This is a genomic window from Nitrospirales bacterium, from assembly GCA_031315865.1.
Lineage (GTDB): Bacteria > Nitrospirota > Nitrospiria > Nitrospirales > UBA8639 > JAGQKC01.
The window spans coordinates 650240-672927 of record JALDRJ010000002.1; the positions used below are offsets into that span (position 1 = coordinate 650240).

At 50.2% G+C, this 22688-nt stretch carries 27 protein-coding genes; 3 read left to right on the forward strand and 24 right to left on the reverse strand.

Going from position 1 to position 22688, the window contains the following annotated elements; all coding sequences use genetic code 11:
• Positions 1 to 62 precede the first annotated feature (62 nt).
• Both panB and folD read right to left on the reverse strand, forming a co-directional pair.
• A complete protein-coding gene (panB, locus tag MRJ96_03100; GenBank protein MDR4500425.1) occupies positions 63 to 851 on the reverse strand; it encodes a 3-methyl-2-oxobutanoate hydroxymethyltransferase in 789 nt (262 codons plus the stop codon).
• Between the two features lie 34 nt (positions 852 to 885).
• On the reverse strand, positions 886 to 1740 hold the full coding sequence (gene folD / locus MRJ96_03105; GenBank protein ID MDR4500426.1) for a bifunctional methylenetetrahydrofolate dehydrogenase/methenyltetrahydrofolate cyclohydrolase FolD: 855 nt from the start codon (positions 1738 to 1740) through the stop codon (positions 886 to 888).
• 372 nt (positions 1741 to 2112) lie between these two features.
• Here folD and MRJ96_03110 point away from each other — a divergent pair, with 372 nt between their 5' ends.
• Positions 2113 to 3024, forward strand: coding sequence for a hypothetical protein (locus MRJ96_03110; GenBank protein ID MDR4500427.1), 912 nt, complete (start codon positions 2113 to 2115; stop codon positions 3022 to 3024).
• Positions 3025 to 3112: 88 nt separating this feature from the next.
• Positions 3113 to 3685 (forward strand): hypothetical protein, encoded by a 573-nt coding sequence (locus tag MRJ96_03115; GenBank protein ID MDR4500428.1) that lies wholly within the window; start codon positions 3113 to 3115, stop codon positions 3683 to 3685.
• Positions 3686 to 3738: 53 nt separating this feature from the next.
• Here the strand turns inward: MRJ96_03115 and MRJ96_03120 are convergent, their stop codons facing one another.
• The 22 genes from MRJ96_03120 to MRJ96_03225 all read right to left on the reverse strand — a co-directional run bounded on the left by MRJ96_03120 (position 3739) and on the right by MRJ96_03225 (position 22121).
• Positions 3739 to 4341, reverse strand: coding sequence for a peptidylprolyl isomerase (locus tag MRJ96_03120; protein ID MDR4500429.1), 603 nt, complete (start codon positions 4339 to 4341; stop codon positions 3739 to 3741).
• A gap of 39 nt (positions 4342 to 4380) precedes the next feature.
• Positions 4381 to 5085, reverse strand: coding sequence for a ribonuclease III (gene rnc / locus MRJ96_03125; protein ID MDR4500430.1), 705 nt, complete (start codon positions 5083 to 5085; stop codon positions 4381 to 4383).
• A gap of 185 nt (positions 5086 to 5270) precedes the next feature.
• Positions 5271 to 6521, reverse strand: coding sequence for a beta-ketoacyl-ACP synthase II (gene fabF / locus MRJ96_03130; protein MDR4500431.1), 1251 nt, complete (start codon positions 6519 to 6521; stop codon positions 5271 to 5273).
• A gap of 138 nt (positions 6522 to 6659) precedes the next feature.
• A complete protein-coding gene (acpP, locus tag MRJ96_03135; GenBank protein MDR4500432.1) occupies positions 6660 to 6890 on the reverse strand; it encodes an acyl carrier protein in 231 nt (76 codons plus the stop codon).
• A 76-nt stretch (positions 6891 to 6966) separates the two neighbouring features.
• Positions 6967 to 7713 (reverse strand): 3-oxoacyl-[acyl-carrier-protein] reductase, encoded by a 747-nt coding sequence (gene fabG / locus MRJ96_03140; protein MDR4500433.1) that lies wholly within the window; start codon positions 7711 to 7713, stop codon positions 6967 to 6969.
• 39 nt (positions 7714 to 7752) lie between these two features.
• Positions 7753 to 8703 (reverse strand): ACP S-malonyltransferase, encoded by a 951-nt coding sequence (gene fabD / locus MRJ96_03145; GenBank protein ID MDR4500434.1) that lies wholly within the window; start codon positions 8701 to 8703, stop codon positions 7753 to 7755.
• Positions 8704 to 8823: 120 nt separating this feature from the next.
• Positions 8824 to 9639 carry an SDR family oxidoreductase gene (locus MRJ96_03150; protein ID MDR4500435.1) on the reverse strand — a complete coding sequence of 272 codons (816 nt, stop codon included), beginning with the start codon at positions 9637 to 9639 and terminating at the stop codon, positions 8824 to 8826.
• 75 nt (positions 9640 to 9714) lie between these two features.
• A complete protein-coding gene (locus MRJ96_03155) occupies positions 9715 to 10689 on the reverse strand; it encodes a ketoacyl-ACP synthase III (protein ID MDR4500436.1) in 975 nt (324 codons plus the stop codon).
• Positions 10686 to 11717, reverse strand: coding sequence for a phosphate acyltransferase PlsX (plsX, locus tag MRJ96_03160; GenBank protein ID MDR4500437.1), 1032 nt, complete (start codon positions 11715 to 11717; stop codon positions 10686 to 10688). The genes MRJ96_03155 and plsX overlap by 4 nt, the downstream gene beginning before the upstream one ends.
• Positions 11718 to 11763: 46 nt before the next feature.
• Entirely contained in the window at positions 11764 to 11946 is a 183-nt protein-coding gene (gene rpmF, locus MRJ96_03165) for a 50S ribosomal protein L32 (GenBank protein ID MDR4500438.1), read from the reverse strand.
• Between the two features lie 67 nt (positions 11947 to 12013).
• Positions 12014 to 12607 (reverse strand): DUF177 domain-containing protein, encoded by a 594-nt coding sequence (locus MRJ96_03170; protein ID MDR4500439.1) that lies wholly within the window; start codon positions 12605 to 12607, stop codon positions 12014 to 12016.
• A 65-nt stretch (positions 12608 to 12672) separates the two neighbouring features.
• Positions 12673 to 12900, reverse strand: a complete 228-nt coding sequence (gene rpsR / locus MRJ96_03175) for a 30S ribosomal protein S18 (GenBank protein ID MDR4500440.1) — start codon at positions 12898 to 12900, stop codon at positions 12673 to 12675.
• A gap of 24 nt (positions 12901 to 12924) precedes the next feature.
• Positions 12925 to 13326, reverse strand: a complete 402-nt coding sequence (locus MRJ96_03180) for a single-stranded DNA-binding protein (protein MDR4500441.1) — start codon at positions 13324 to 13326, stop codon at positions 12925 to 12927.
• Complete coding sequence (gene rpsF / locus MRJ96_03185) at positions 13310 to 13672, reverse strand: 30S ribosomal protein S6 (GenBank protein ID MDR4500442.1); 363 nt, start codon at positions 13670 to 13672, stop codon at positions 13310 to 13312. Before rpsF ends, MRJ96_03180 begins: the two co-directional genes overlap by 17 nt.
• Positions 13673 to 13824: 152 nt before the next feature.
• The gene (pth, locus tag MRJ96_03190) at positions 13825 to 14406 is read right to left on the reverse strand and encodes an aminoacyl-tRNA hydrolase (protein MDR4500443.1); all 582 of its coding nucleotides are present in this window, start codon (positions 14404 to 14406) and stop codon (positions 13825 to 13827) included.
• 3 nt (positions 14407 to 14409) lie between these two features.
• Complete coding sequence (locus tag MRJ96_03195; protein MDR4500444.1) at positions 14410 to 15111, reverse strand: 50S ribosomal protein L25; 702 nt, start codon at positions 15109 to 15111, stop codon at positions 14410 to 14412.
• 138 nt (positions 15112 to 15249) lie between these two features.
• Positions 15250 to 16191 carry a ribose-phosphate pyrophosphokinase gene (locus MRJ96_03200; GenBank protein MDR4500445.1) on the reverse strand — a complete coding sequence of 314 codons (942 nt, stop codon included), beginning with the start codon at positions 16189 to 16191 and terminating at the stop codon, positions 15250 to 15252.
• A 176-nt stretch (positions 16192 to 16367) separates the two neighbouring features.
• Complete coding sequence (gene ispE, locus MRJ96_03205) at positions 16368 to 17270, reverse strand: 4-(cytidine 5'-diphospho)-2-C-methyl-D-erythritol kinase (GenBank protein MDR4500446.1); 903 nt, start codon at positions 17268 to 17270, stop codon at positions 16368 to 16370.
• Between the two features lie 33 nt (positions 17271 to 17303).
• A complete protein-coding gene (locus tag MRJ96_03210) occupies positions 17304 to 18521 on the reverse strand; it encodes a type II secretion system F family protein (protein MDR4500447.1) in 1218 nt (405 codons plus the stop codon).
• Positions 18522 to 18588: 67 nt separating this feature from the next.
• Positions 18589 to 19698 (reverse strand): type IV pilus twitching motility protein PilT, encoded by a 1110-nt coding sequence (locus MRJ96_03215; GenBank protein MDR4500448.1) that lies wholly within the window; start codon positions 19696 to 19698, stop codon positions 18589 to 18591.
• 21 nt (positions 19699 to 19719) lie between these two features.
• Positions 19720 to 21525, reverse strand: a complete 1806-nt coding sequence (gene tadA, locus MRJ96_03220) for a Flp pilus assembly complex ATPase component TadA (protein MDR4500449.1) — start codon at positions 21523 to 21525, stop codon at positions 19720 to 19722.
• 29 nt (positions 21526 to 21554) lie between these two features.
• Positions 21555 to 22121: a CDP-alcohol phosphatidyltransferase family protein gene (locus MRJ96_03225; GenBank protein MDR4500450.1), complete on the reverse strand. Its 567-nt coding sequence runs from the start codon at positions 22119 to 22121 to the stop codon at positions 21555 to 21557.
• 217 nt (positions 22122 to 22338) lie between these two features.
• On the opposite strand from MRJ96_03225, the gene MRJ96_03230 reads away from it, so the two are divergent.
• On the forward strand, positions 22339 to 22656 hold the full coding sequence (locus MRJ96_03230; protein MDR4500451.1) for a hypothetical protein: 318 nt from the start codon (positions 22339 to 22341) through the stop codon (positions 22654 to 22656).
• Positions 22657 to 22688 lie beyond the last annotated feature (32 nt).

A 22688-nucleotide genomic window follows, 5' to 3' on the forward strand; every position in this document is an offset into this window, starting at 1 on the left:
TATTGTTAGGACAGTTTGCGGATATACGTGAAGTGGTCGATCCTGAACGTCGTCACTCTTCGTTAGTGGTAACTTTCAGAATCGGAGGGAAACTTAGCGCATTCGACTTCTTCTTTAAATCGTTTGAGCGCTTGAAGAGCATCGGCTTTAAGGTGCGCGTAGGGCTTAACGAACTTGGGAACAAAGTCGTCGAACAACCCGAGAAGATCATGAAGCACGAGCACCTGTCCATCGCAATGTGGACCTGCCCCTATCCCAATCGTCGGGATCGACAGACATTCGGTGATGGTTTTGGCTAAGGATACGGGCACGGCTTCGAGAACCAACGAAAACGCGCCCGCTTTTTCGATTGCCCTGGCATCGGCCAGCATCGCGTCAGCCTGCTCCTTCTCCTTCCCCTGCACCCTGTACCCGCCATATTGGTTGACGGATTGAGGGGTCATTCCTATATGTCCCATGACAGGAATCCCGAATCGTGACAACGCTTCGATGCGATCAATCACCGGACTTCCTCCTTCCATCTTGACGGCGGAGGCTCCAGCCTGCAGTAGTAGACCGGCGTTCCGGATCGCATCTTCGATGCTGGCCTGGTAGGACATAAACGGCATATCGCCTATCACCAAGGCTTTTTCAGCCATGTGTGCTACTAACTTTGTGTGATAGAGCATATCGTCCATCGTCACCGAAAGCGTATTGGGTTTCCCTTGAACTACCATCCCGAGTGAATCGCCGACCAGAATGACTTCAATCCCGGCCTGCTCCACGATTTTCGTAAACAGCGCATCATAGGCCGTGACGACGACAAGCTTTTCTCCACTGGCCTTTCGTCGTTTAAACTCCGGAACATTCATCGTGCGTTCTCGCTTCTTCCGCCGTATTCGAACATCACCCTGCGAATCGTTTCGCAGACTCCAGCGTGTTTTGCAGAAGCATGGCGATTGTCATGGGCCCTACGCCTCCCGGCACAGGAGTGATCCATCCGGCTTTTTCCTTTACTGGCTCAAAATCCACATCTCCGACCAAACTCCCATCTTCTCGTCGATTGATCCCGACATCGACGACGATCGCCCCATCTTTGATCATGTCAGAGGTGACGTACTGTGCCCGGCCGATCGCGGCCACGACAATATCCGCGTCCCGACACACGGCCGGCAAATCCTGAGTTCGGGAATGACAGACTGTCACGGTGGCATGTTGATGCATCAACAGCAATGCAACCGGCTTTCCCACGATATTACTTCGCCCGATGACCACCGCTCGCTTGCCGGCGATAGCCTGGCCGGTCGAGTGGATCATCTGAATGACCCCTTTCGGCGTACAGGCCGTAAATACGGGATCTCCTTCGACCAGCCGGCCGACATTGTAGGGATGGAACCCATCGGCATCCTTATCGGGAGACACGGCCTCTAGAATCACTTTGCTGTCAATCTGTTGCGGCAAGGGCAGCTGAACGAGAATGCCATGAATGTTGGAATCGTTATTGAGCTTATTGATAATGGCTAACAACTCCTCCTGTGTCGTCGAAGCCGGCAAAATGTACTCTTCCGGGTACAGTCCCGCTTTTTCACAGGCAATCTTTTTATTTCGCACGTAGATCGCCGAGGCTGGGTCATCGCCCACAAGCACCACTGCCAACCCGGGCCTTATTCCGGTGGCCTCATACAGCTTCGTCACTTCATTCCCAATCTGAGCACGAATCTGTAAAGCAAGACCTTTTCCATCAATAATCTGAGCAGACACAGGACCTCCTTACCATGATTGTATGATTCGCCATATGCGTAGAAATCACGATATCAAGCCATAAAAAACTTCGTCAAACGGAGACGAGGCCAATCATCACCGATTTGGCATTCAGAGAATCATCAAAAATCATCGCCATATCGGCACTTAGGACACTAGATACCTGAATAGTCATTTGGATTCGTGATCATTCTTGACAGGTTTGGAAATGGTCACTTACCATGGCACGTGATTTTACTTGACTCTTCTTCGCCCACTTGTACCGCCTTACGAGTTCAGTATTTCCCGCGCTATAAGAACCCTTCGCTAACCGGCCTTGTCCTCTCACCCCGCTTCGTTCTATTCCTGATAACGTGGGCTTGCTGCCTCATTGTGCCCACTCTTTCCTTGGCTCAGGCCATCATTAATAATCTATCAGCCCCCCAGAGCATCATCGCGAATCCAGGGCTTGGGTATCTTGTGGCGAACGCGAATGGAGAGCCTGGCAATCGCGACAATAAAGGATTCATCTCACGAATCGATGAGGACGGGAAAATAGTTCAACTGCATTTTATTCAGGGAGGGCATGGCGACACGGTTCTTCACTCCCCAACCGGTATGGTGATCGTTGGGGATATCTTATATGTTGCCGATATCGATACCGTTCGAAGTTTTTCCCGAAAATCAGGAGCCCCCATTGCGTCGGTTTCATTGTCGAGACACCACAGCTCTTCACTCACCGGTCTCACTGCCGACAAGTCCGGGAATCTGTTCGTATCGGATACGAATTCAAATGCCATCTATCGCATCGATCCGGCCAACAATTTTGCCGTGACGTTAGTCGTGCAAGATGAGGCATTAGCGGGGCCACGCGGCCTGGCCGTGCATCCCCGGACCGGACGCCTGACAGGAGTGAGCTGGGATGGGGGGAAAATTTTTGAGGTGAGCGAATCTGGCGTCATCACCGAATTGCTCGCCAACTCTTTCTTCTCCCGTCGCTTCAACAATTTGGACGGCATCGCGTTTGACCGGTTTGGAAGCATGTACATTTCTGATATGACCGCCGGGAAGGTCTGGCGAATCCTCTCAAATCTCAAGAAACAAGTCATCGCCGAATTCCTCGTCTCCCCGGCCGGCATCGGCGTTGACCGGGAAAAGCACCTCATCCTCGTTCCCTATTTATACGCCAACGGCGCAGAAATTAATGGTCTCGAACTACCGTCAAATTCCGGAAAAAAGCGCAAGCCGCGTGATTTGTCCGATTATGGACTTGGATGGACGAAGAAAGACGAACCCAGTGAGTAAGTGCCTGTCTTGCGAACAACGAAAGGGTAAACGGCCTTGCCCTGCGTTAAACGGGCTGATCTGCAGTCAATGTTGCGGGACCCATCGGATGAATAAGATTTCCTGCCCCCCGGATTGTGTGTACCTTGACTCCAACGTGGAATACCAGCAAAAACGTGTCGGCATCCACTTCGAGCACGATCGCCGGACATTCTACCGCGAGTTGATGGAATTAGGGGGAGAACGAGCCGCAGAAGTCTTCTACGTGCTAGAAGCGATTACCTACCGGTTTTTTCAATCTCGACCCGAAGCCCAGGATGGCGAGGTGATCGATGGGATCAAACATCTTCGACAATCCTTTAGCCCCATTCATATTCCCGGTAATGCTCCAGCGGCTTTCGGGGAAGAATTAACGAAAGAATACAAAACGTTGGATGACCGCCAACCTCTGGATACACATATGGTTAGCCAAGTTTTGGATCGAGCGACTCAATTTATCGAAGGGTTTTCGGGAGATGGGCTTCGATCCAGCCGTTTCCTCAATGGATTGATTGGATACATAAAACTCCGTCATCCTGACGTTGCAGAACAATTAGCTCGACAATCTGGAGCCGGAGGCCGAATCATCATTCCCAGTGGCTCCCCTCTAGATGAGACCCCATCTCCCATTCAGCAACCATAGTCCCGTGGCTTCTCAATTCCCATGGACGTGAACGCCTCCCAACTCGGTTTTCCTTATTCTACGATGGTAACGGTCATTTCTATTCGCTCGAGAGGATTATCTCTTGGGTCTCGCGGCTGACTGACGATTTTATCGATGATGTCAAGCCCCTTGATGACTTCCCCGAACACGGTATATTGCCCATCGAGATGTGGAGCCTTATCAGCCATGATAAAAAACTGAGAGCCGGCGCTATTCGGGTCTGCCGTTCTGGCTGCCGATAAGATGCCTTTTTCATGAGCCACCTTACTGAACTCCGCTGGCAAGGTATACCCTGGTCCTCCTGTTCCGTACATCCGAACTTTACTGGGGTCTTTCGTATTGGGATCTCCACCCTGGATCATGAATCCTGGGATCACACGATGGAAAATCGTCCCATCATAAAATCCTGATTTGGCGAGCTTCACAAAACTTTCGACATGCTTGGGAGCCAGTTCAGGAAAAAACACGATTTCCATCTCACCAAACTTCGTTTTCAAAATCGCATGAGGCGCCTTGGCATCGTGAGACATGCTTTCATCGATTAATACAGTATGTTGAGAACCGGCCCACGTAACTGTACTCAGCATCGTCACCAGCAACCATGCAACCAGACTTACCCTCTTTACCCTCTCCATAGACCTTGCTCCTCCCCTTACCCTTGAAATGAATGGTTCCTAGGAACCATGTTCGGCTAATCCACGTTTTAAGGCTTGGCGAGCCGCGCTTTGCTCGGCTTGCTTCTTCGTTTTTCCGGTCCCTCTCCCGTACACCTTGCCGTTGATCGATACTTCCATCTCGAAGACTTTTTGATGATCAGGCCCCGATTCATGAACGACACGGTAGTCAGGATTCACATCAAACTGCTTATGCACCCGCTCTTGCAGATGAGACTTGTAGTCTCCACGGAATTCATCAGCCCCGAGTGTCCCTAGATCTGCGAGTTCAGGCTGAAAGACTCGTAAGATAAACGATTCAGCCGCCTCCCCTCCTCCATCAATATACACCGCAGCAATAACGGCTTCCAGAGCGTTCGCTAATAAGGAACTCTTTTGCCGACCATTGGTCGCTTCTTCTCCGCGTCCTAACAGGAGTGAACCGCCTAGGTCCAACCGTCTGGCAACCTGTGCCAATGAGGATCGGCTGACCAAAAAGGCTTTGACTTTTGAGAGTTCTCCTTCGCTCGCCTCAGGATATTTCGAGACAATATACTTACTGACAACCAAAGCCAAGACCGCGTCACCTAAAAATTCAAGCCGCTCATTGTCTTGATGTCCGGTTGGCTGACTTCCCTGACAGAATGATTTGTGCGTGAGCGCGGTTTCCAAGTATTCGGGGTTACGAAATTCATACCCTAACCTCGCTTGCACCTCCGAAAACACCACATATCCTCACTCACGCTCAAGGACCATTTCTTGACAGGACGAACTCCAAACTGAGTGATTATATCACATAACATTCTGTTGGTTGCCGTTGGTTGGCTTTTGAGTCGCTTCCCCCATTGATTCGAATACAGTGCGACCATCTCCATCTTGCGAATATAAAACAACGCATTCCATTTCTGTCCTTAATCCGTCCACGCTTTAAAGACGAGACAGGCATTCACTCCGCCAAATCCAAACGCATTGGACACGGCGGCGCTAACGTGTATATCGCGGGGTTTGTCAGGAATATAATCTAAATCACAGTCGGGATCCGGAGTCTGAATGTTGATCGTTGGCGGCAATCGACCTTCTTTCAAGGCCAGTGTGGTAAATACTGACTCGATGCCTCCGGCCGCGCCTAACAGATGACCAGTCATGGACTTCGTCGAACTGACAGGAATGGAATACGCTCGCTCACCGAACACTTGTTTGATGACACGCGTCTCAACGGCATCTGCAAAGGTGGATGTTCCATGGGCATTGATATATCCGATATCGGCTTTCGAGACGCCCGAATCCTTGATCGCTTTCTCTAAACATTTCGTGGCGCCCCCTCCATCGTCAGGCGGGGCGGTGATATGATAGGCATCACTATTCATGGCGTAACCAGCGACTTCCGCATAGATGGTGGCCCCACGGGACCGGGCCTGCTCGAATTCCTCCAACACCAAAATTCCAGCTCCTTCGCCGATGACGAATCCGTCTCGGTCTTTATCAAACGGGCGACTCGCATGTTCCGGATCGTCATTTCTTCTGGACAAGGCTTTCGCCGAGGCAAACCCGGCCAGCGCCGTTGAGCAAATCGTACTTTCCGCTCCACCAACGATCATCGCATCAGCTTCTCCGTATTGGATTAAACGAAACCCGTCACCGATACAGTTATTGCCCGATGCACAGGCCGTCACCGCGCATGAATTGGGGCCTTTGGCTCCAAATCTCATAGCAATTTGCCCAGAGGCCAAATTGATGATGACCATGGGAATATAGAACGGCGTGACCCGTTCCGGCCCTCGCTGGAGTAAGACTTTGTGGTAATGCTCAATCGCCGGCAACCCGCCAATTCCCGATCCCACATAGACCCCGACACGATCCTCATTGTCCGACGTGATCTCAAGCTTGGCATCATCCATCGCTTCCTGACTTGCGGCCAGCGCGTAATGGATGAAGGTATCCATTTTTTTAATTTCTTTTTTTTCGATGAAGTCCGCTGGATCAAAGCCCTTGACTTCACCGGCGATACGAGAGGGAAAATTCGTCGCGTCGAAACGTGTAATATGTCCAATCCCGGACTTCCCCGCACACAGCGCATTCCAGGTTTGACCCACTCCGATACCCAGTGGGGTAACGAGTCCTACTCCAGTCACGACCACTCGTCGTTTCGCGTGATACGTCATGACATCATCTAACCTCAATATTTAAAAACGTGAAATATAGATACCCGGCAGGCAGGTCGCAACACGACTGGCTCGTATGTGGCACCTCACTCTCGAAAGCCTTCAGTCCAAGCCCAAAGCCCATTCTCCGTTCGATTATTAGACCTTATCTTTGATGAAATCAATAGCTCCGCCGACTGTCTGAATTTTTTCTGCATCCTCGTCAGGAATCTCAACGTCAAACTCTTCTTCTAACGCCATAACCAATTCAACGGTGTCGAGCGAATCCGCGCCGAGATCGTCAACAAACTTAGCTTCAGGAACAACTTCCTCTTCTTCTACGCCCAATTGTTCAGCGATAATTTTCTTAATCCGATCTTGCACTTCCATAACCCATCCTCCTCCTGTCAGTTTATAACTTGAGTAGCCATTCACCGGAAACGTTGTTATACCACTTTACCGTGAATCATGCCATGTGCATGCCTCCATTGACATGCAGCACCTGACCTGTAACATAACCCGCCGCATCAGATGCTAAAAAACACACCGCCTCTGCGACATCAGACGGCTGCCCCAAACGTTGTAACGGAATTTGCTTCAAGAGCGCATCTTTGACATCTTGAGAAAGCCCCTGCGTCATCGCGGTATCAATGAATCCTGGGGCGACGGCATTCACCGTGACGGTGCGACTGGCATATTCTCGCGCGACGGTTTTGGTAAATCCAATGACGGCTGCCTTTGATGCCGCATAGTTGGCTTGACCGATATTCCCGATCGCTCCCACGATTGAGGCGATATTGATAATTCGGCCCGAGCGTTGTTTACTCATTGATGTGAGGCATGCCTTGGTGCAATGAAAGGTTCCCGTCAGATTCACTTGCAACACAAGATTCCAATCTTCCTCTTTCATACGCATCAAGAGGCCATCTCTAGTAATACCTGCGTTATTGACCAAAATATCTACATGACCCCATTCTTTCAGTACTTGGTCTATGTGCGACTTCACTGAATCCCATTCTGCGACATTAACAGGAAGGGCTAGCCCTCGCCGCCCTTTCTCGTGAATAGCCTCGACCGTTTCTCGACAGCGGTCGACATCCAGGTCCATGACCACGACATCGGCTCCATCCCGAGCCAGGCATATAGCAATCGTTTGGCCAATGCCCTGTGCGGCACCTGTCACAACTGCAACTTTTCCTTCCAAAGACATCATGATATCTCCGTAAGCCTTACAACATTCCCGTGAAGCCCATCACAGACCCAGTGATGAGCGAGCGGTCTCGAACGATTGAGGATCCTCCACGTTCATGAGCTTGGCTTGAGGAAGAATCCGCTTCACCAACCCAGACAATACTTTTCCGGGCCCAACCTCAACAAATGTTTCAACTCCCATTTCGCCCATTCGCTGAATTGACTGCGACCATAAAACCGGAGAGGGCAATTGACGAATCAATGAAGCACGCAGCTCTTGAGCGTGCCGCAAAGGTTTCGCCTCTGCATTATTGATGAGCGGCACCCGCAAATCCGTCCAATGAAGAGCGTCTATGTCTGCCCGTAGACGATCAGCCGCGATTTGCATGAGCGACGTATGAACCGGAACGCTCACGGGAAGCGGCAGAACCTTGCGTGCGCCTCGATCTTTTAACAGCGTCGCGGCATGCTCGACAGCGACTTTTTCTCCAGCGATCACTGTCTGCCCAGGACAGTTAAAATTGGCAGGCGAGACAATCCCATGCGATTGCGCATCCTGGCAAGCTCGCTCAACCTCTTCTGTCGATATTCCTAGCACGGCCATCACAAGACCTCGCCCTGAGGTCACTGCCTCGGCCATATACTGTCCTCGTTTCTGTACCAATCTGACGGCATCAGCATATCCAAGGCCTCCTGCCGCAACGATAGCTGAGTATTCACCAAGGCTATGCCCTGCCACGGCTATAGGCTTCAATTGAACCTGATCGAATAGCGACAACGCAGCAAGACTCACGACCAACAGAGCTGGTTGCGTATATTCGGTGAGATTGAGTTTTTCCGAAGGCCCTTCAAAGCATAATTTGGCTACGTCATATCCCAAGACATCGCTGGCCTCTTGATAGCGCCTTCGAACATTCGGTTCAGTTTCATACAACGCGCGGCCCATCCCCACGCTCTGAGACCCCTGTCCGGGAAACAATAACCCTACGGCTTGCATCAGTGATTCACCCATCGAGCAATATGCCTCTCATGATTTTTCTCTGCCTTCTCATGAGACGTGTTGCGTTGCTGCACTCCGCCCGAATACCCTGTATCACCGTACGGACCTTTCCAGGGATAATGAGACAAAAAGCTAGTCAACGATAAACTCTCCTCCATCAACACAAATGACATTGCCCGTAATCCACTGACTCTTCGGTTGACTCAACAGTCCGATGGCATCCGCAACATCTTGTGGCAGCGTTAAACGCCCTGATGGATTTTTCCGCTTGGCAAGGGTAAGCATCTCATCAGAACCGGGAATTTTTCGCAAGGCCGGAGTATCCGTCACGCCGGCCATGATTGAATTCACGGTAATGCCCAAAGGCGCAAGTTCAAGGGCAAGCTGTCGGGTATGCGATTCTAGCGCAGACTTAGCGGCAGAGACGGCCCCGTACGTTCGCCACACCCTGGCCCCGCCTGCACTGGTCATGGAAAAAATTCGACCACCTCGCCCCATCAAGTGCTTTTCGAGAAGGTCCTGCGTCCAATACACTAAACTATTCGCCATGACATCCAGGGTCATATCGACTTGCGACTTCGAAACAGCTTCGGCTTGCGACTGTGCGATAAAGGGTTTGAGCGTCCCAAAAGCTAATGAATGCATTAACACACGGATCACGATGGGAGACCCTAGCTCATCACCCTTAGCTTGAATCGCCGCAAGAATTTCCTGACGTTTCTCAGCATCTGCCGCGTTGGCGTTAAAAAAGATCGCCGATCGGCCGCGGTTACGAATCTCTTGCGTAATGCGTTCAACGTTGGGAAGCGTTGATTTCCGGTCCAAATGCACACCAAAGATATTGAGTCCTAACGAAGCCAATTCCAAGGCCACAGATTCACCGAATCCACTCGAGGCTCCTAATATCAGCGCCCATTCCCCCTCTAACGGCTTAATGCTCTCTGTCATGACTCCCCCTCTTCCCAGGCGAGAAATTCTTCACCATTACTTTTCCAGTTGGATTATTGTTCGTTCGTTGATCCGTTACCAGCGGATCAGCGCGGAAGCCCACGTCAGTCCTGCGCCAAAAGCGGCCAACAAGACCAGACTACCAGTATGAATTTTCCCTGTTCGAACGGCTTCATCCAGCGCTAAAGGAATCGATGCCGCAGACGTGTTTCCGAATCGATCAAGATTCACGACAGTTTTTTCGATTGGGAACTTCAGTCGTTGGGCCACGGCTTTCAGAATCCGGATGTTGGCTTGATGCGGGACAAAAACGTTAACATCCGCTATCGTTCGTTGATTGAACGCTAAGACTTCCCTGACGGCTTCTTCCATCGTTTTGACCGCCACCTTAAATGTTTCGTTCCCTTTCATTTTGACAAACTGCAGCTTTTGCTTCATGGTGTCTTCCGATGCAGGATAACGCGATCCGCCACCGGGAACCTCTATTAATTCCGCATGCTCCCCATTCGCATGCAGATGAATGGATTCAACGTGGCTGGTGCCTTCCGATTCCCCGACCACGACCGCGCCTGCGCCATCGCCAAACAAGACACAGGTATTACGGTCTGTCCAATCCGTAATCGAGGACATGACTTCGGCTCCAATAACAAGCACATATTTCATGCCTGTTCTCACATACGAATCAGCCAGAGCCAGAGCGTAGACAAATCCACAACAGGCTGCGTTCAGGTCAAATGCCGCGGCTCGAGTCGCTCCGATCTTGTGCTGCACGAAACAAGCCGTTGAGGGAAGGGGAGCATCTCCGGTACAGGTCGCCACGATAATCAGATCGACCTGAGACGCCTCTATCCCCGCTTGTTTTAAGGCATGACGTGCCGCATGCGAAGCCAAATCGGAACAGGCTTCCTCTTTTTCAACTAGTCGGCGTTCACGAATGCCGGTTCGCTCCACAATCCATGAATCAGACGTATCCACCATTTTTTCGAGGTCCGCATTCGTCAGAATACGGGCAGGAACGTATGAACCCGTCCCAAGAATTTGGCTATTCATGACTGTGCTATTGGTGAATTTTCCGGTGTGGAAACCTTCAGACCTTCTGCTATATCGGCACGTAGCTGCTCGACGAACCCGCCATCAGCTAGTTTGTGAGCTCGGCATATCGCATTTTTAATCGCTTTGGCCGATGAACGTCCATGACAAATCATGCTGATCCCGTTTACTCCGAGTAACGGCGCTCCGCCAAATTCCGCATAGTCAGTCCTCCGACGCAATCGAAGCAATGGACCGGCGATAAACAGATAGGTCATGCGTCCAAGACGCGATTGAGCGATTTCTTTCATCAACATTTTCTTAATGGCGTCAGCAAGACCCTCAGAAATCTTCAAAGCCACGTTTCCCAGAAACCCGTCACACACGATCACATCGGCATTGCCGCTATAGACGTCACGCCCTTCAATGTTACCGATGAAATTAATCGGACTGTTTTTCAACAGACGGAATGCTTCTTTTGTGACTTCGTTGCCCTTGGTATCCTCTTCTCCAATGCTTAAGATTCCGACTCTCGGCTTCTCCAAGTCCAATACATACTTCCCATACTCATTCCCCATTATCCCAAACTGATACAACTGTTCAGCCGTGCAGTCTACCGTCGCACCGACATCTAACATCACTGCATTTCCTTGACGTGTTGGAAGACTCGCCGCGATAGCCGGACGTTCCACACCTGGAATTTTACTCAGCAAAAACACCGCTGACACCATCGTCGCACCGGTATTACCAGCACTTACGACGGCTTGGGCTTCACCCATTTTCACGAGGTTAGTCGCGACCCAGATTGAAGAATCTCGTTTTTTCCGTGCAATAGAGGCGGGAAGTTCATGCATGCCGACTGCTTGTGATGCATGACAGACTTCTAACGAAGATTTCCTCCCCTTGATGGTATCAAGATGAGCGTGAATCTTCTCCTGGTCTCCAACCAAAATGATTTGGTCACCAAGCTCTTTGGCGGCTTGTATCGCACCATCAACGAGTGGGGCTAATCCGTGGTCTCCCCCCATCGCGTCGAGTGCAATTTTCATAGTCCTTGTGAAATTCGGTGGGTCACAAGATGGGAAGATCTACGTCTTATCCCTCTTCCACTGCAATGATGGCCATTCCCTTGTATGTTCCGCAATTCAAGCATGTCGTATGGGGCAGCTTTGGTTCATGGCATTGTGGGCAGAGAGAAAGATTCGGGGGTGTCAGCTTAATTTGACCTCGCCGCTTATCACGGCGAGCACGTGAGATTTTATGTTTGGGATTCGCCATTGGACATGTACCTTCCTATCTGAGGGAGTGGTCGCTCTGTACTAAACAGCCATTCTACTTGCACGTATTAAAGAGTTTCTTTGAATTGCCGTAAGGCCGTCATCATGGGGGAAAACTGTACAACCTCATCGCAGGTACATGATGCATGATTGCGGTTTATACCACAACGTTCGCATAATCCTCGACATTCAGGCTGACAAATTTTTTGAATTGGGGTATTCAGTATACACTGTTCACGTAACATTTCACATAATGTAATGTGATGGTCACGATACGTATACACATCGTCGAGATGTTCAAGCCCAATATCCACTAATTCTTCATCGAGTGCGTTCACGTCCACGTTCGGTTCCGACGCGATGGAGGCGTCCTGGAAAATCCCTACACAAGGGAGAACGATTTGGTCTTCATATTCACTTAAACATCGTACGCATTGACGTATCATCGTCCCCGACAATGTACCCTTTACACCGATCCCATCAGTCCCCTTCTGCACGTCGCAATCTACATGCAAGGCATCGAGTATACGTCCTTCATCCGCGGTTAGTTCGAGATCTTCCTGAGTGACATCACAGGATAAATGAAAACCGTCTTCAGGAACATCCTGAACCCGAAATTTTAAGGAATTCGGTGTAGGCGCGAGATGTTTTTTAGCCATCATCACGACTCCCAACGTCTAACTCCCCGACAGAGGTATGAGTCTACTATCATCGAGGAGCGAGGCCTCTATCGTTCTTCAGCGAACGAAAGCAACGCAATCTGCCTCGCTCGCTTGATCGCAACCGTTAAACGCCGCTGGTGTCGCAAGCAATTTCCAGACGTTCGTCGTGGAATAATACGACCACGCTCTGTTAAGAAATTTCTAAGTAACCCTACGTCCTTGTAATCCAGCGGGGTGCTATCGTGGCAAAATCGACAGAGGCGTCGTCGTTGAAATAATCGTCCACGTTCCACTAATAGATTCTCCTCATTTAGTCTCTAGGAATAATATTCCGATTCGTACGAATGATGGTCTTCTCCAGGATCCGTCTCTCCAACCCCTTGCTGTGGACTACGTTTTGGCAAGAATGTGACATTTTGAGCCACGATTTCATGCTTGCTACGCTTTTGCCCATCTTCGGTTTCCCAACGACGTTGTTGAAGGCGTCCATCCACGATCGCCCCATCGCCCTTGCTCAAATATTGGCCGCAATGTTCGGCCTGACGTCCAAAAACAACGACGTCAATATAACAAACTTCTTCCTTAGGTTCGTCGGCCTGACGATAACGCCGATTGACCGCTAAAGGAAAATTGACGACTGGCGTCCCACTAGGGGTATATCGCAACTCGGGATTTCTCGTAAGATTCCCAATAAGAATGACCTTATTGAACCCGACCATCTGCTGATCCCGCTCCTACTTCGGCCTTCTCAACTTTTTCGCCCGCTGATTTCAACAACTCTGGTTGAATTTCCACTGTCAAGAATTTCATAATTCCATCTTCCATACGATGGAAACGCTCTAATTCATTAACGGCATTACCTTTTCCCTGAAATTGTATGATTAGATAGGTTCCTCGTCGTTCATGCTGAACATCATAAGCCAATTTCTTTTTCCCTTCATTGATCACATGAAGGACGGAAGCTTCAGCTCGTACAATGGTTTCAGAAATTTTTTCGATTAATTTCGAAACGTCGTCATCAGGCAGTGACGGAGAAAGAATACAGACTGACTCATAAATCTTCATAAAGTAATCCTCAACCGAATCGCTTAGATAGTTTCGTCAAGTTGGAAGGACAAGAAATGGACGGTATCACAGGTAAAAAGAAAGTGTCAAACCAATAAGTTATGGAGATTTTCTCCCTGACACTTTCACGCCCCTCGAGTCACAGGGTTATCTCAGGCAATGTCCCCTGGATTCCGCCGAGTATGAAACTGATTCATAGCTTGCTCAACGCCGTCACGAGCGAGCGTCTCCAGAGCATCGGCCGTTCGTTCGAAAATTTTGGGCAACTCCGAGCATTCCGCGGAAGAAAATGGAGTAAGCACATAATCCACCACCTCAACGCCAGTAGGAGGGCGGTCGATACCAATTTTCAAACGGCTAAACTCATCGGTTTCTAAGCCTGACAAAAGAGACCGTATGCCATTATGACCTCCAGCCCCGCCTCGCGTCTTAAAGCGCAATGTCCCAAAAGGTAAATCCAAATCGTCATACACAATAACCAGCTCGCGGGTCTCGAGAGCGGCATGACGAACCAGTTCCCCAACGACTACGCCCATTTGGTTCATCCATGTTTGAGGCAAGATAAGATGAACGGGTTTGCCACCGATTATCCCCATTCCCTGATAGGCCTGAAAGCTAAGACTCAGCGAGATGTGCTGCTTTTCAGCAAGATACTCGACGGCCATTCGTCCAATATTATGACGAGTCGACGAATACCCAGGGCCTGGATTGCCAAGACCAATAATTCGGAGCAACGACTACTTTTTATCCTCCTTGCCCTTGCTCTCGCCCTTACCATCACCAGCCGCAGTGGCTTCTCCCTTATCAGCAGCTTTTGGATCAGTAGAGGCGGCCTCCGCTGTCTCCCGGGCGAGGAGCGCTTCAAGTTTCGCTTCAGACATCTTGGTGACGACATGGGTGACCATAAGCTCTACATCATCCATGACTTTTACACCCTCTGGAACCACAAGATCTTTTACGTATACCGCTTCCCCGATTTGCAAGTTTTCTGCGTCCACTTCGATATGATCCGGCAGCTGGGCTGGCAGACATTCGATATGAAGCTCCCGAAGCACATTTTGCAGCACACCACCTTCTTTGACGCCAATCGGCGTCGCCCCGACCGTCGTGACCGGAACTTTTACGCGAAGTGGTTTGTCCATCGACACTTCAAAAAGATCAACATGCAGAAGCGTTCCGGCTACAGGATCAATTTGATAATCTTGCATAACAGCTACACGCTGCTCTGGCTTACCATCTCCCGTGAGATGGACGGTTATGAGACCCGTGTGGCCAGCCTGCGAGAGGATCACGTGCCTGGCGTCTTTCGGGTCCATCGAAATCAATAAAGACGTGCCTCCTCCATATAACACAGCAGGAATTTTCCCATTACGACGTAACTCACGTGCTGGCCCTTTACCAAACTTTTCTCGCCTTTCGACGGTCACCTCAAATTTCATTGGCTGTCCCTCACTTTAGACTCATTCAAAATAATCAATCGTACTTCTATCTCGCGCTTTCCCTGCCCAAAGGGATTCATCCCTGCATCTGCGTTCGTATATCTAGACTCATCCTGACAAATATCAAGTTAATGGTGTTTAGACAAACAACGACGTCACAGATTCTTCATGATGAATGCGTAATATCGCTTCTCCTAAGAGCGGAGCCACCGACAGCGCTCGAAGCTTCGAACATTGCTGATCTCGGCCGTCGAGTGGAATGGTATTCGTCACGATTATTTCACGAAGACTCGAATTCTGTAACCGTTCGAGTGCCGGCCCCGACAAGACCGCATGTGTACATCCGGCAATGGCGCTCAACGCGCCATTATCGATACAGGCCTGGGCCGTTTGAACGATCGTTCCTGCCGTATCGATCATATCGTCCAGAAGAAGGACATGCTTACCTTTTACTTCACCGATGATATTCATGACTTCAGCTTGATTGGCAGCTTCTCGCCGCTTATCGATAATCGCCAGAGCTGCATCCAGTCGCTTGGCGAATGCTCGGGCTCGTTCCACACCGCCGGCATCGGGAGAAACCACGACAACATCCTCATAACACTCTTTGCTAAAGTGCTCTAACAATACCGGCGTGGCATAGAGGTGATCGACCGGAATATTAAAGAACCCTTGAATGGGCCCGGCATGCAGGTCCATCGTTAGAATCCGCTGAGCACCGGCGACGGTGAGTAAATCGGCCATGAGCTTTGCACTGATTGGCACCCGCGGCTGATCTTTTCGGTCTTGCCGGCCATACCCATAATAAGGAATCACCGCCGTGATTCTAGAAGCCGAAGAACGTTTCACCGCATCAAGCATGATCAACAATTCCATGATTGACGTATTGACCGGAGCACAACAGGATTGAATGAGGAAGACATCGGCTCCTCGCACATTCTCTTCAATTCTGACGCGGATTTCGCCGTCACTGAAGGTGGTCACCGTCGCGTCACTCAACTCCTGGCCAACGTAGGTAGAAATTTCCTTGGCCAAAGCGGTATTCGAATTGCCGGTGAATAATTTCAGAACCTTAGACATGCTTTACCTACAGATCGTCGCGAGACTCCGTTTTAACCTTACGTACCCGCAAATTCTCCCAAACACATCGCAAAACTCTCTAAGCTAATTCCGTGTTCCCCTTGTTGTCAACTTGCCATTCGCAAAATGCTCTAGAGGAGGTCTGCCTGGGAACTTTTGTGTATTTTGATCAAAATTCACATTATTGCAAGACCTACCGAACTGGTCTTGACACAATACACGGTTATTTGAGGGTTTTCCTCTAACGTCTTCCCGGCCCGAAGTGCTCCCGCTTGGTCAGCGAAAAGACCGAAGAGCGTCGATCCGCTTCCAGATAGCAGTGCAACGTCCGCCCCTAAATCGTATAACTGTTGCTTGATCTCCGCTAATCGTGGAATCGCTGGAAACAAGGCCGTTTCAAAATCGTTTTTCATCAACGGCATGAGCTCACCAAAATCCAGAGTTTGTTCCTGCTGGACTTGTTGCAATTCAGGAGGCAATGAAGGTACGCGAGTTCTCGATTCTGCCACTCGTTGATATGCCCATCCCGTCTCAATAGGGAACCCCGGATTCACCAACAGAACCCAACGATTCCCGGTCATCGTGACGGGCTCGACGATTTCTCCCCAACCACGGATACAAGCCTGTGGTGCATAAAAAAAGAATGGCACGTCACTGCCGATCTCTCCACCAACATTAGCCATTTCCTGGCGCGACCACCCTAACCCCAAGAGCTGAACGAGTCCCAAAATCGTGGCGGCCGCATCGCTACTCCCTCCGCCCAATCCGGCCCCCATAGGGATATGCTTTTCAAGGTGAATATCGACGCCAATAACAAGATGAGCTTTCTCTAAAACCCTCGCTGCGGCTCGATAGACCAGGTTGTCTTCCCCGACAGATAAACTATCAAGCTGACAGGTTAATCGAATGCTCGTTGAAGATGGATTGCGTTGAATGGTCAGATAGTCAAAAAAGTCGACCGTATGCATGATCGACCATAATTCATGATACCCGTTCGGCAAACGTCCGAGAATTTTAAGGATAAGATTCAGTTTTGCTGGAGCGCTTACTCGTACTTCATCAAGTGCTGACGCAGTCATAACCCACTCGCAAGTGTGATCGATTTTCTCGGGTTAAATGAGCGAACCCATCGTGAAGAGTGGGAGGTACATCGCAACGACCAAGACACCGATTCCCAGACCGATGAACAGAATCACCGCAGGCTCCAACATCGAGGTAAAGATCGCCACCGTTCGATTCAACTCTTGCTCATAAAAATTGGCGATTTGCTCTAAGAGCGTATCAAGCGCACCGGTTGTCTCTCCTACGTGAATCATCTGTGTGACCATGGGCGGGAACACGTGGCTCCTAGCCAGAGGTTTCGCGATGGTTTCCCCTTCACGAATCCGTAGACGAACCTCCTTGATGGCCTCCTCGACGATTCTATTGCCTGAAACCTTCCCGGATATTAGCAAGCCATCGAGAATCGAAACCCCGCTGTTCAACAGCATTCCGAGTGTACGGGTAAATTGAACCACCGTCGAGGCCCTAACCACTCTCTGGACGAGGGGAAAGTTGAAGAGTAACTGATCAATCACATGTTTTCCTTGACTGGTATGTCCCAATCGTACGCCAACAATAATCAACGACAGTACCACCGTGCCGATGATATGAGCATACGACTGCATCCAAACGCTCACATCCAATACGAATTGAGTCAGCCACGGCAACGCATCTCCTAACTCCGCAAACATCTGATCAAACAACGGGACAACCCAGATAAGCATGAAGAGAAAGACCAAAATCGCAACTCCTAACAAAGTCGCCGGGTATGCCAAAGCTGACAACACCTTACCCTTCATGGTCGCTTGCCGCTCTATATACGTCCCGAGTCGATTCAAGATGGAATCCATCAGACCGGTAGCCTCTCCCACTTCGATCATATTGACGTAAAATTCGTTAAATACAGACGGATGTTTTTTGAGGGCTTCCGCAAACCCAACCCCTCTTTCTATTTCTTGTCGAACCCCGGCAAGGATCGGTCGAAGCGCCGAACTCTCAGAATGATGTTCGAGCATGGAAAGGCATTCAAGAAGCGGAATACCGGCTTTGAGCATCGTGGCAAGTTGTTGGGTGAACGCTAAGAGCTCTTGGCTTTTGACTCTTGGAGCACGCAACGTTTTCAGCCAATTGCCTCCATTCAGCAACCCGTTGCACTTTTCTTCAATGCGTGTAACCAGTATGTGACGCTTTCGTAAGAGAGAAACCGCTAATTTCTCGGTATCCGCGGCAACTTCACCCTGCAACACTTGTCCTCTCAAGGTTTTTCCGGTGTAGACGAATACAGCCATTTTATCTACCAACAACAGCGAAAAATACTTGAAGAACACACATGAAAATAGTGACCCGTCCCATGCGTTAACGTAACCGTACATGCGTCAGGCGAGTCGCCCCCCGCTCTCCACGATTCCGGTCCAGAATACGCATCAATTCTTCTGGCTGGGGTGTCGACGCGATGGCGACCTGAGAAGTAATCAACCCCTGCCGACAGAGATCGGCCAGCGCCTGGTTCATGGTCTGCATGCCATGTTTCGCCTGCCCTGTTTGCATTATTGAATAGATCTGATGAATCTTGTCTTCGCGAATTAAATTACGAATGGCGGGAGTAGGAATCATCACTTCCACGGCCAACACACGCCCCTTGCCCCCCGCGTTCGGGACTAATCGTTGAGAAATAATTCCCGCCAATACCATGGAAAGTTGTGCTCGAACTTCGTCATGTTGATGGGGAGGATGCGCCGCAATCAATCGATTAATGGTCTGGACGGCTGAATTCGTATGAACGGTTGCTAAGGTCAGGTGACCAGTCTCTGCGATAGTCAACGCGGAATGAATCGTGTCAAAATCTCGCAGTTCTCCAAGACAGACAACATCCGGATCTTGACGCAAGACACCTTTTAAAGCTGAAGAAAAATCTCGTGCGTCTTCGCCGATTTCTCGTTGTGTGATAAGAGCTTTCTTGGGGACGTACGAAAATTCAATGGGATCTTCAATCGTAACGATGTGGGCAGCTCGTCTTGAGTTGATCTCATCGATCATCGCGGACAGCGTCGTGCTTTTCCCACTCCCTGTCGGGCCGACGACCAGGACAAGGCCCTGGGGCCGATCGATCAACTCGGCGAGTACCGGAGGAAGCGCTAATTCCTCAAAGGAAGGAGGTTGCCGCGGAATCACCCGTAACGCCAAGGCGATAGCTCCCTGTTGCTGATAGACATGACATCGAAACCGTCCGATATGCTCCAATGTCATTGAACAATCGAGTTCTTTCACAGCAGAAAGCTCAAGCTGCTGTTGCGGAGTCAACAGTTCCTCAACCATACATTGAATCTCTTCACGCGAAAGCGGTACGTCTGAGAGGAGCTGTAAACGTCCATCCTGCCGAATACGTGGACAGCTTCCGACGGTAAGATGGAGATCAGACCCGGAGCGTTCCGTCACCGACTGACAAAATTCTTGCAAGGTCCGCATACAATCCCCACTCCTCTGCCGCTACTCATCGGCAGACGTCACAGCCAATACTTCATCAACAGTGGTCACACCGAGCTTGATCTTTTGCAGACCGCTCGCACGCAAAGAGTTGAAACTCGAACGACGTGCGCAGGCCTTGATCTCATAGACCGGCGCTCGTTGGAGAATTTTGTCGTGCAGTTCATCAGAAAAAGAGAGGATTTCAAATAACGGGATTCTCCCTTTAAATCCCGTGCCCTGACACTGCGGACAGCCGGCCCCTCTCATCGGCGTCACTTCAACGGCTGCTTCTCTGGAAAACCCTAACGTCGTCAGTTGATGGATGGAAATTGAATCGGGTTCACGACATTCTTCGCAAATTTTACGAATCAAGCGTTGGGCGATGACAAGCGATAGAGCCGATGAGACGAGAAATGGCTCGATACCCATGTCCAGTAATCGTGTCACGGCGCGTATGGCATCGGTCGTATGGAGCGTCGAAAACACGCGGTGACCGGTCAATGCGGCTTGGACCGCAATACTTGCCGTTTCACGATCACGAATTTCTCCAACCATGATCACATCGGGATCTTGCCTGAGGAATGAACGAAGACCCGCGGCGAACGATAGACCAATATCGTCCTTGGTCTGCAATTGGTTAATCCCCGGAATTTGATATTCGACGGGGTCCTCAACGGTCACGATATTCACGCCGGGAGAATTCAAAAACTGAAGTGCTGAATATAATGTCGTCGTCTTTCCGCTGCCGGTTGGGCCCGTGACCAGCACCATCCCATGTGGCACTTCCAGCGTCGTCATCACTTTCGAAAGACCAGCTGCATCAAAACCGAGTTGCGTCAGGTCCAGATTGAGGCAAGAACGGTCCAGAATCCTCAGCACCACCTTCTCTCCGTAAACACAGGGAAGAATGGACACTCGGATATCACAATCGCGAATGCCTTCACTCTTCGCTCTCATGCGACCATCCTGAGGAAGTCGCTGTTCTGCAATATTCAAACGGGACATGATTTTGATGCGAGCCACGATCGCCCGTTGCACGCTTTTGGGGAGATGCATTACCGTGCGCAACACACCATCTAGCCGGAATCGCACTCGAACAAAATCCACGTACGGTTCGATATGCACATCGCTCGCCTCGGATTGACGCGCCTGCTCAATCAGGCGATTGACCAGATGAACGACAGGTGCTCGATCTTCTCCACCATCCGATCCTCTTTCGGCCTCCTCTCCTACAGGCAAGGATGAGGTGACTTCTTCCAGACATGCCTGAAGCTCAGGGAATGAAAAGGAAGGATTCTCACTCACGCGCACATAGCCTTTGCCGGATTGAGTCTGTCGCTCTGAGGTAGAAGCTGAAGCCACTTGAGACGAACGTTGCTCCCGGACTGCTCTCCTGCGTTCATGTGGACCAGTATCCTGCTGATACAGGCGGTGAATCGCTGACAGAATATCTGACTCCATGGCCACGACCGGGACGACGTGGACCCCAACAAGAAATTTAATCTCATCGAGGACACTCGTATTGGACGGGTCCACCATCGCCAATATGAGCCGCGACTCCGTCTTCCGCACAGGAATGACCGTATACTTTTTGGCTATCTCGACAGGAATGAACCTCAAAAGCTCAGCATCGACCTGACAGGTCGATAAATCGATCGTTGACACGCCATATTGCTGACTCAAGAACTGCAATAATGTGGATTCAGACACCGCTCCCATTTCGACGAGAATACTCCCGAGTCGACTTCCACTGACCTCTTGAACCTGCAATGCCGCACGGACTTGCTCCTCAGAAATTAATCGAGCCTCTAACAATCGTTGTCCCATGCGCTCTCGTACCATGGTTGTCTCTGTTTCTAGTCCTGATAATTGAGGCTCTTGATGCCTCGATAGAGGTAATGAGTCCCCGACGCGACCGTCAGCGTCGCCATCAGCCCCAAAACAGGTTGAATGGTGTGGTCTTGGACATACCCCGTCGTCATCAAGACCACCATCGTGATGTACACAAATTGCACGAGCGTCGTTCCTTTTCCGAGCGCCGTCGGCGTGATGTCGATCGAAGATTCCGTTAGGCGGGCCAGAAGCGTACCCGACAAAAGAATCACATCACGACTCACAACCATGATCACGGCCCAGACCGGGACTAAATGTAATATGGCTAATGTCAGGAATGACGACATTAACAAGAGTTTGTCCGCAAGCGGGTCGAGATAGGCTCCGATCCGGGTCTGCTGGTTGGCCATCCGGGCGATGGCTCCATCTAACCCATCGGTAATGGCTGCGATGATGAGAACCAGAAGAGCGTGATCATAATGTTCATAGACCAAGAGGCCCACAAACACGGGAACCAAGAGAATTCTCAGAACTGTCAGACTGTTGGGAATGTTGATCGGAATTCCATCTGAGATCGATACACGGTCCATTTGGCATTCCCAACGCTTACATGAATAGCGTGCCAGGCTTGCTTCTACTGTTGAAAGGGTAAGTGTTGCTTCTTGGGGAAGTCAACCGAAGAAAAGTGTATCATACAGAGAGCCACATACAACTTGCGAGTCTGTCCATTCATTCATATAATGACGCTCACGATACGATTGCTTGGGACTGAGAACGTTCTGCACCCATATAAGGAGCTTCCCCTGAATGAGCACACTGCCCTTGTCATTCCGAGTGCGCAATGCCGTCGTTGAAAAACACCAACTAGAGGGAACGGATCCCAGTGAACGCTATTTTAACCGCCTCATGCCGGTCAAACGGGTGGATCGAGGCTACACAACGAGTGTGATGTACGAAGCCTTAACGGTGGAGAGCGACACACACCAAACGGTTCACGCCGCCATTGCTGATGTTGTCGCGAAATTGCAAGAATTTGGATTCACCAAAATTCGAACCAGAGTAAACTTTAAAGGTCAACGATACCTGGCGGAAAAAGAATCTTGGATTGATTATCCTGATTCATAATCGAGCATCAACTTCGATTGCCTTCCACGATC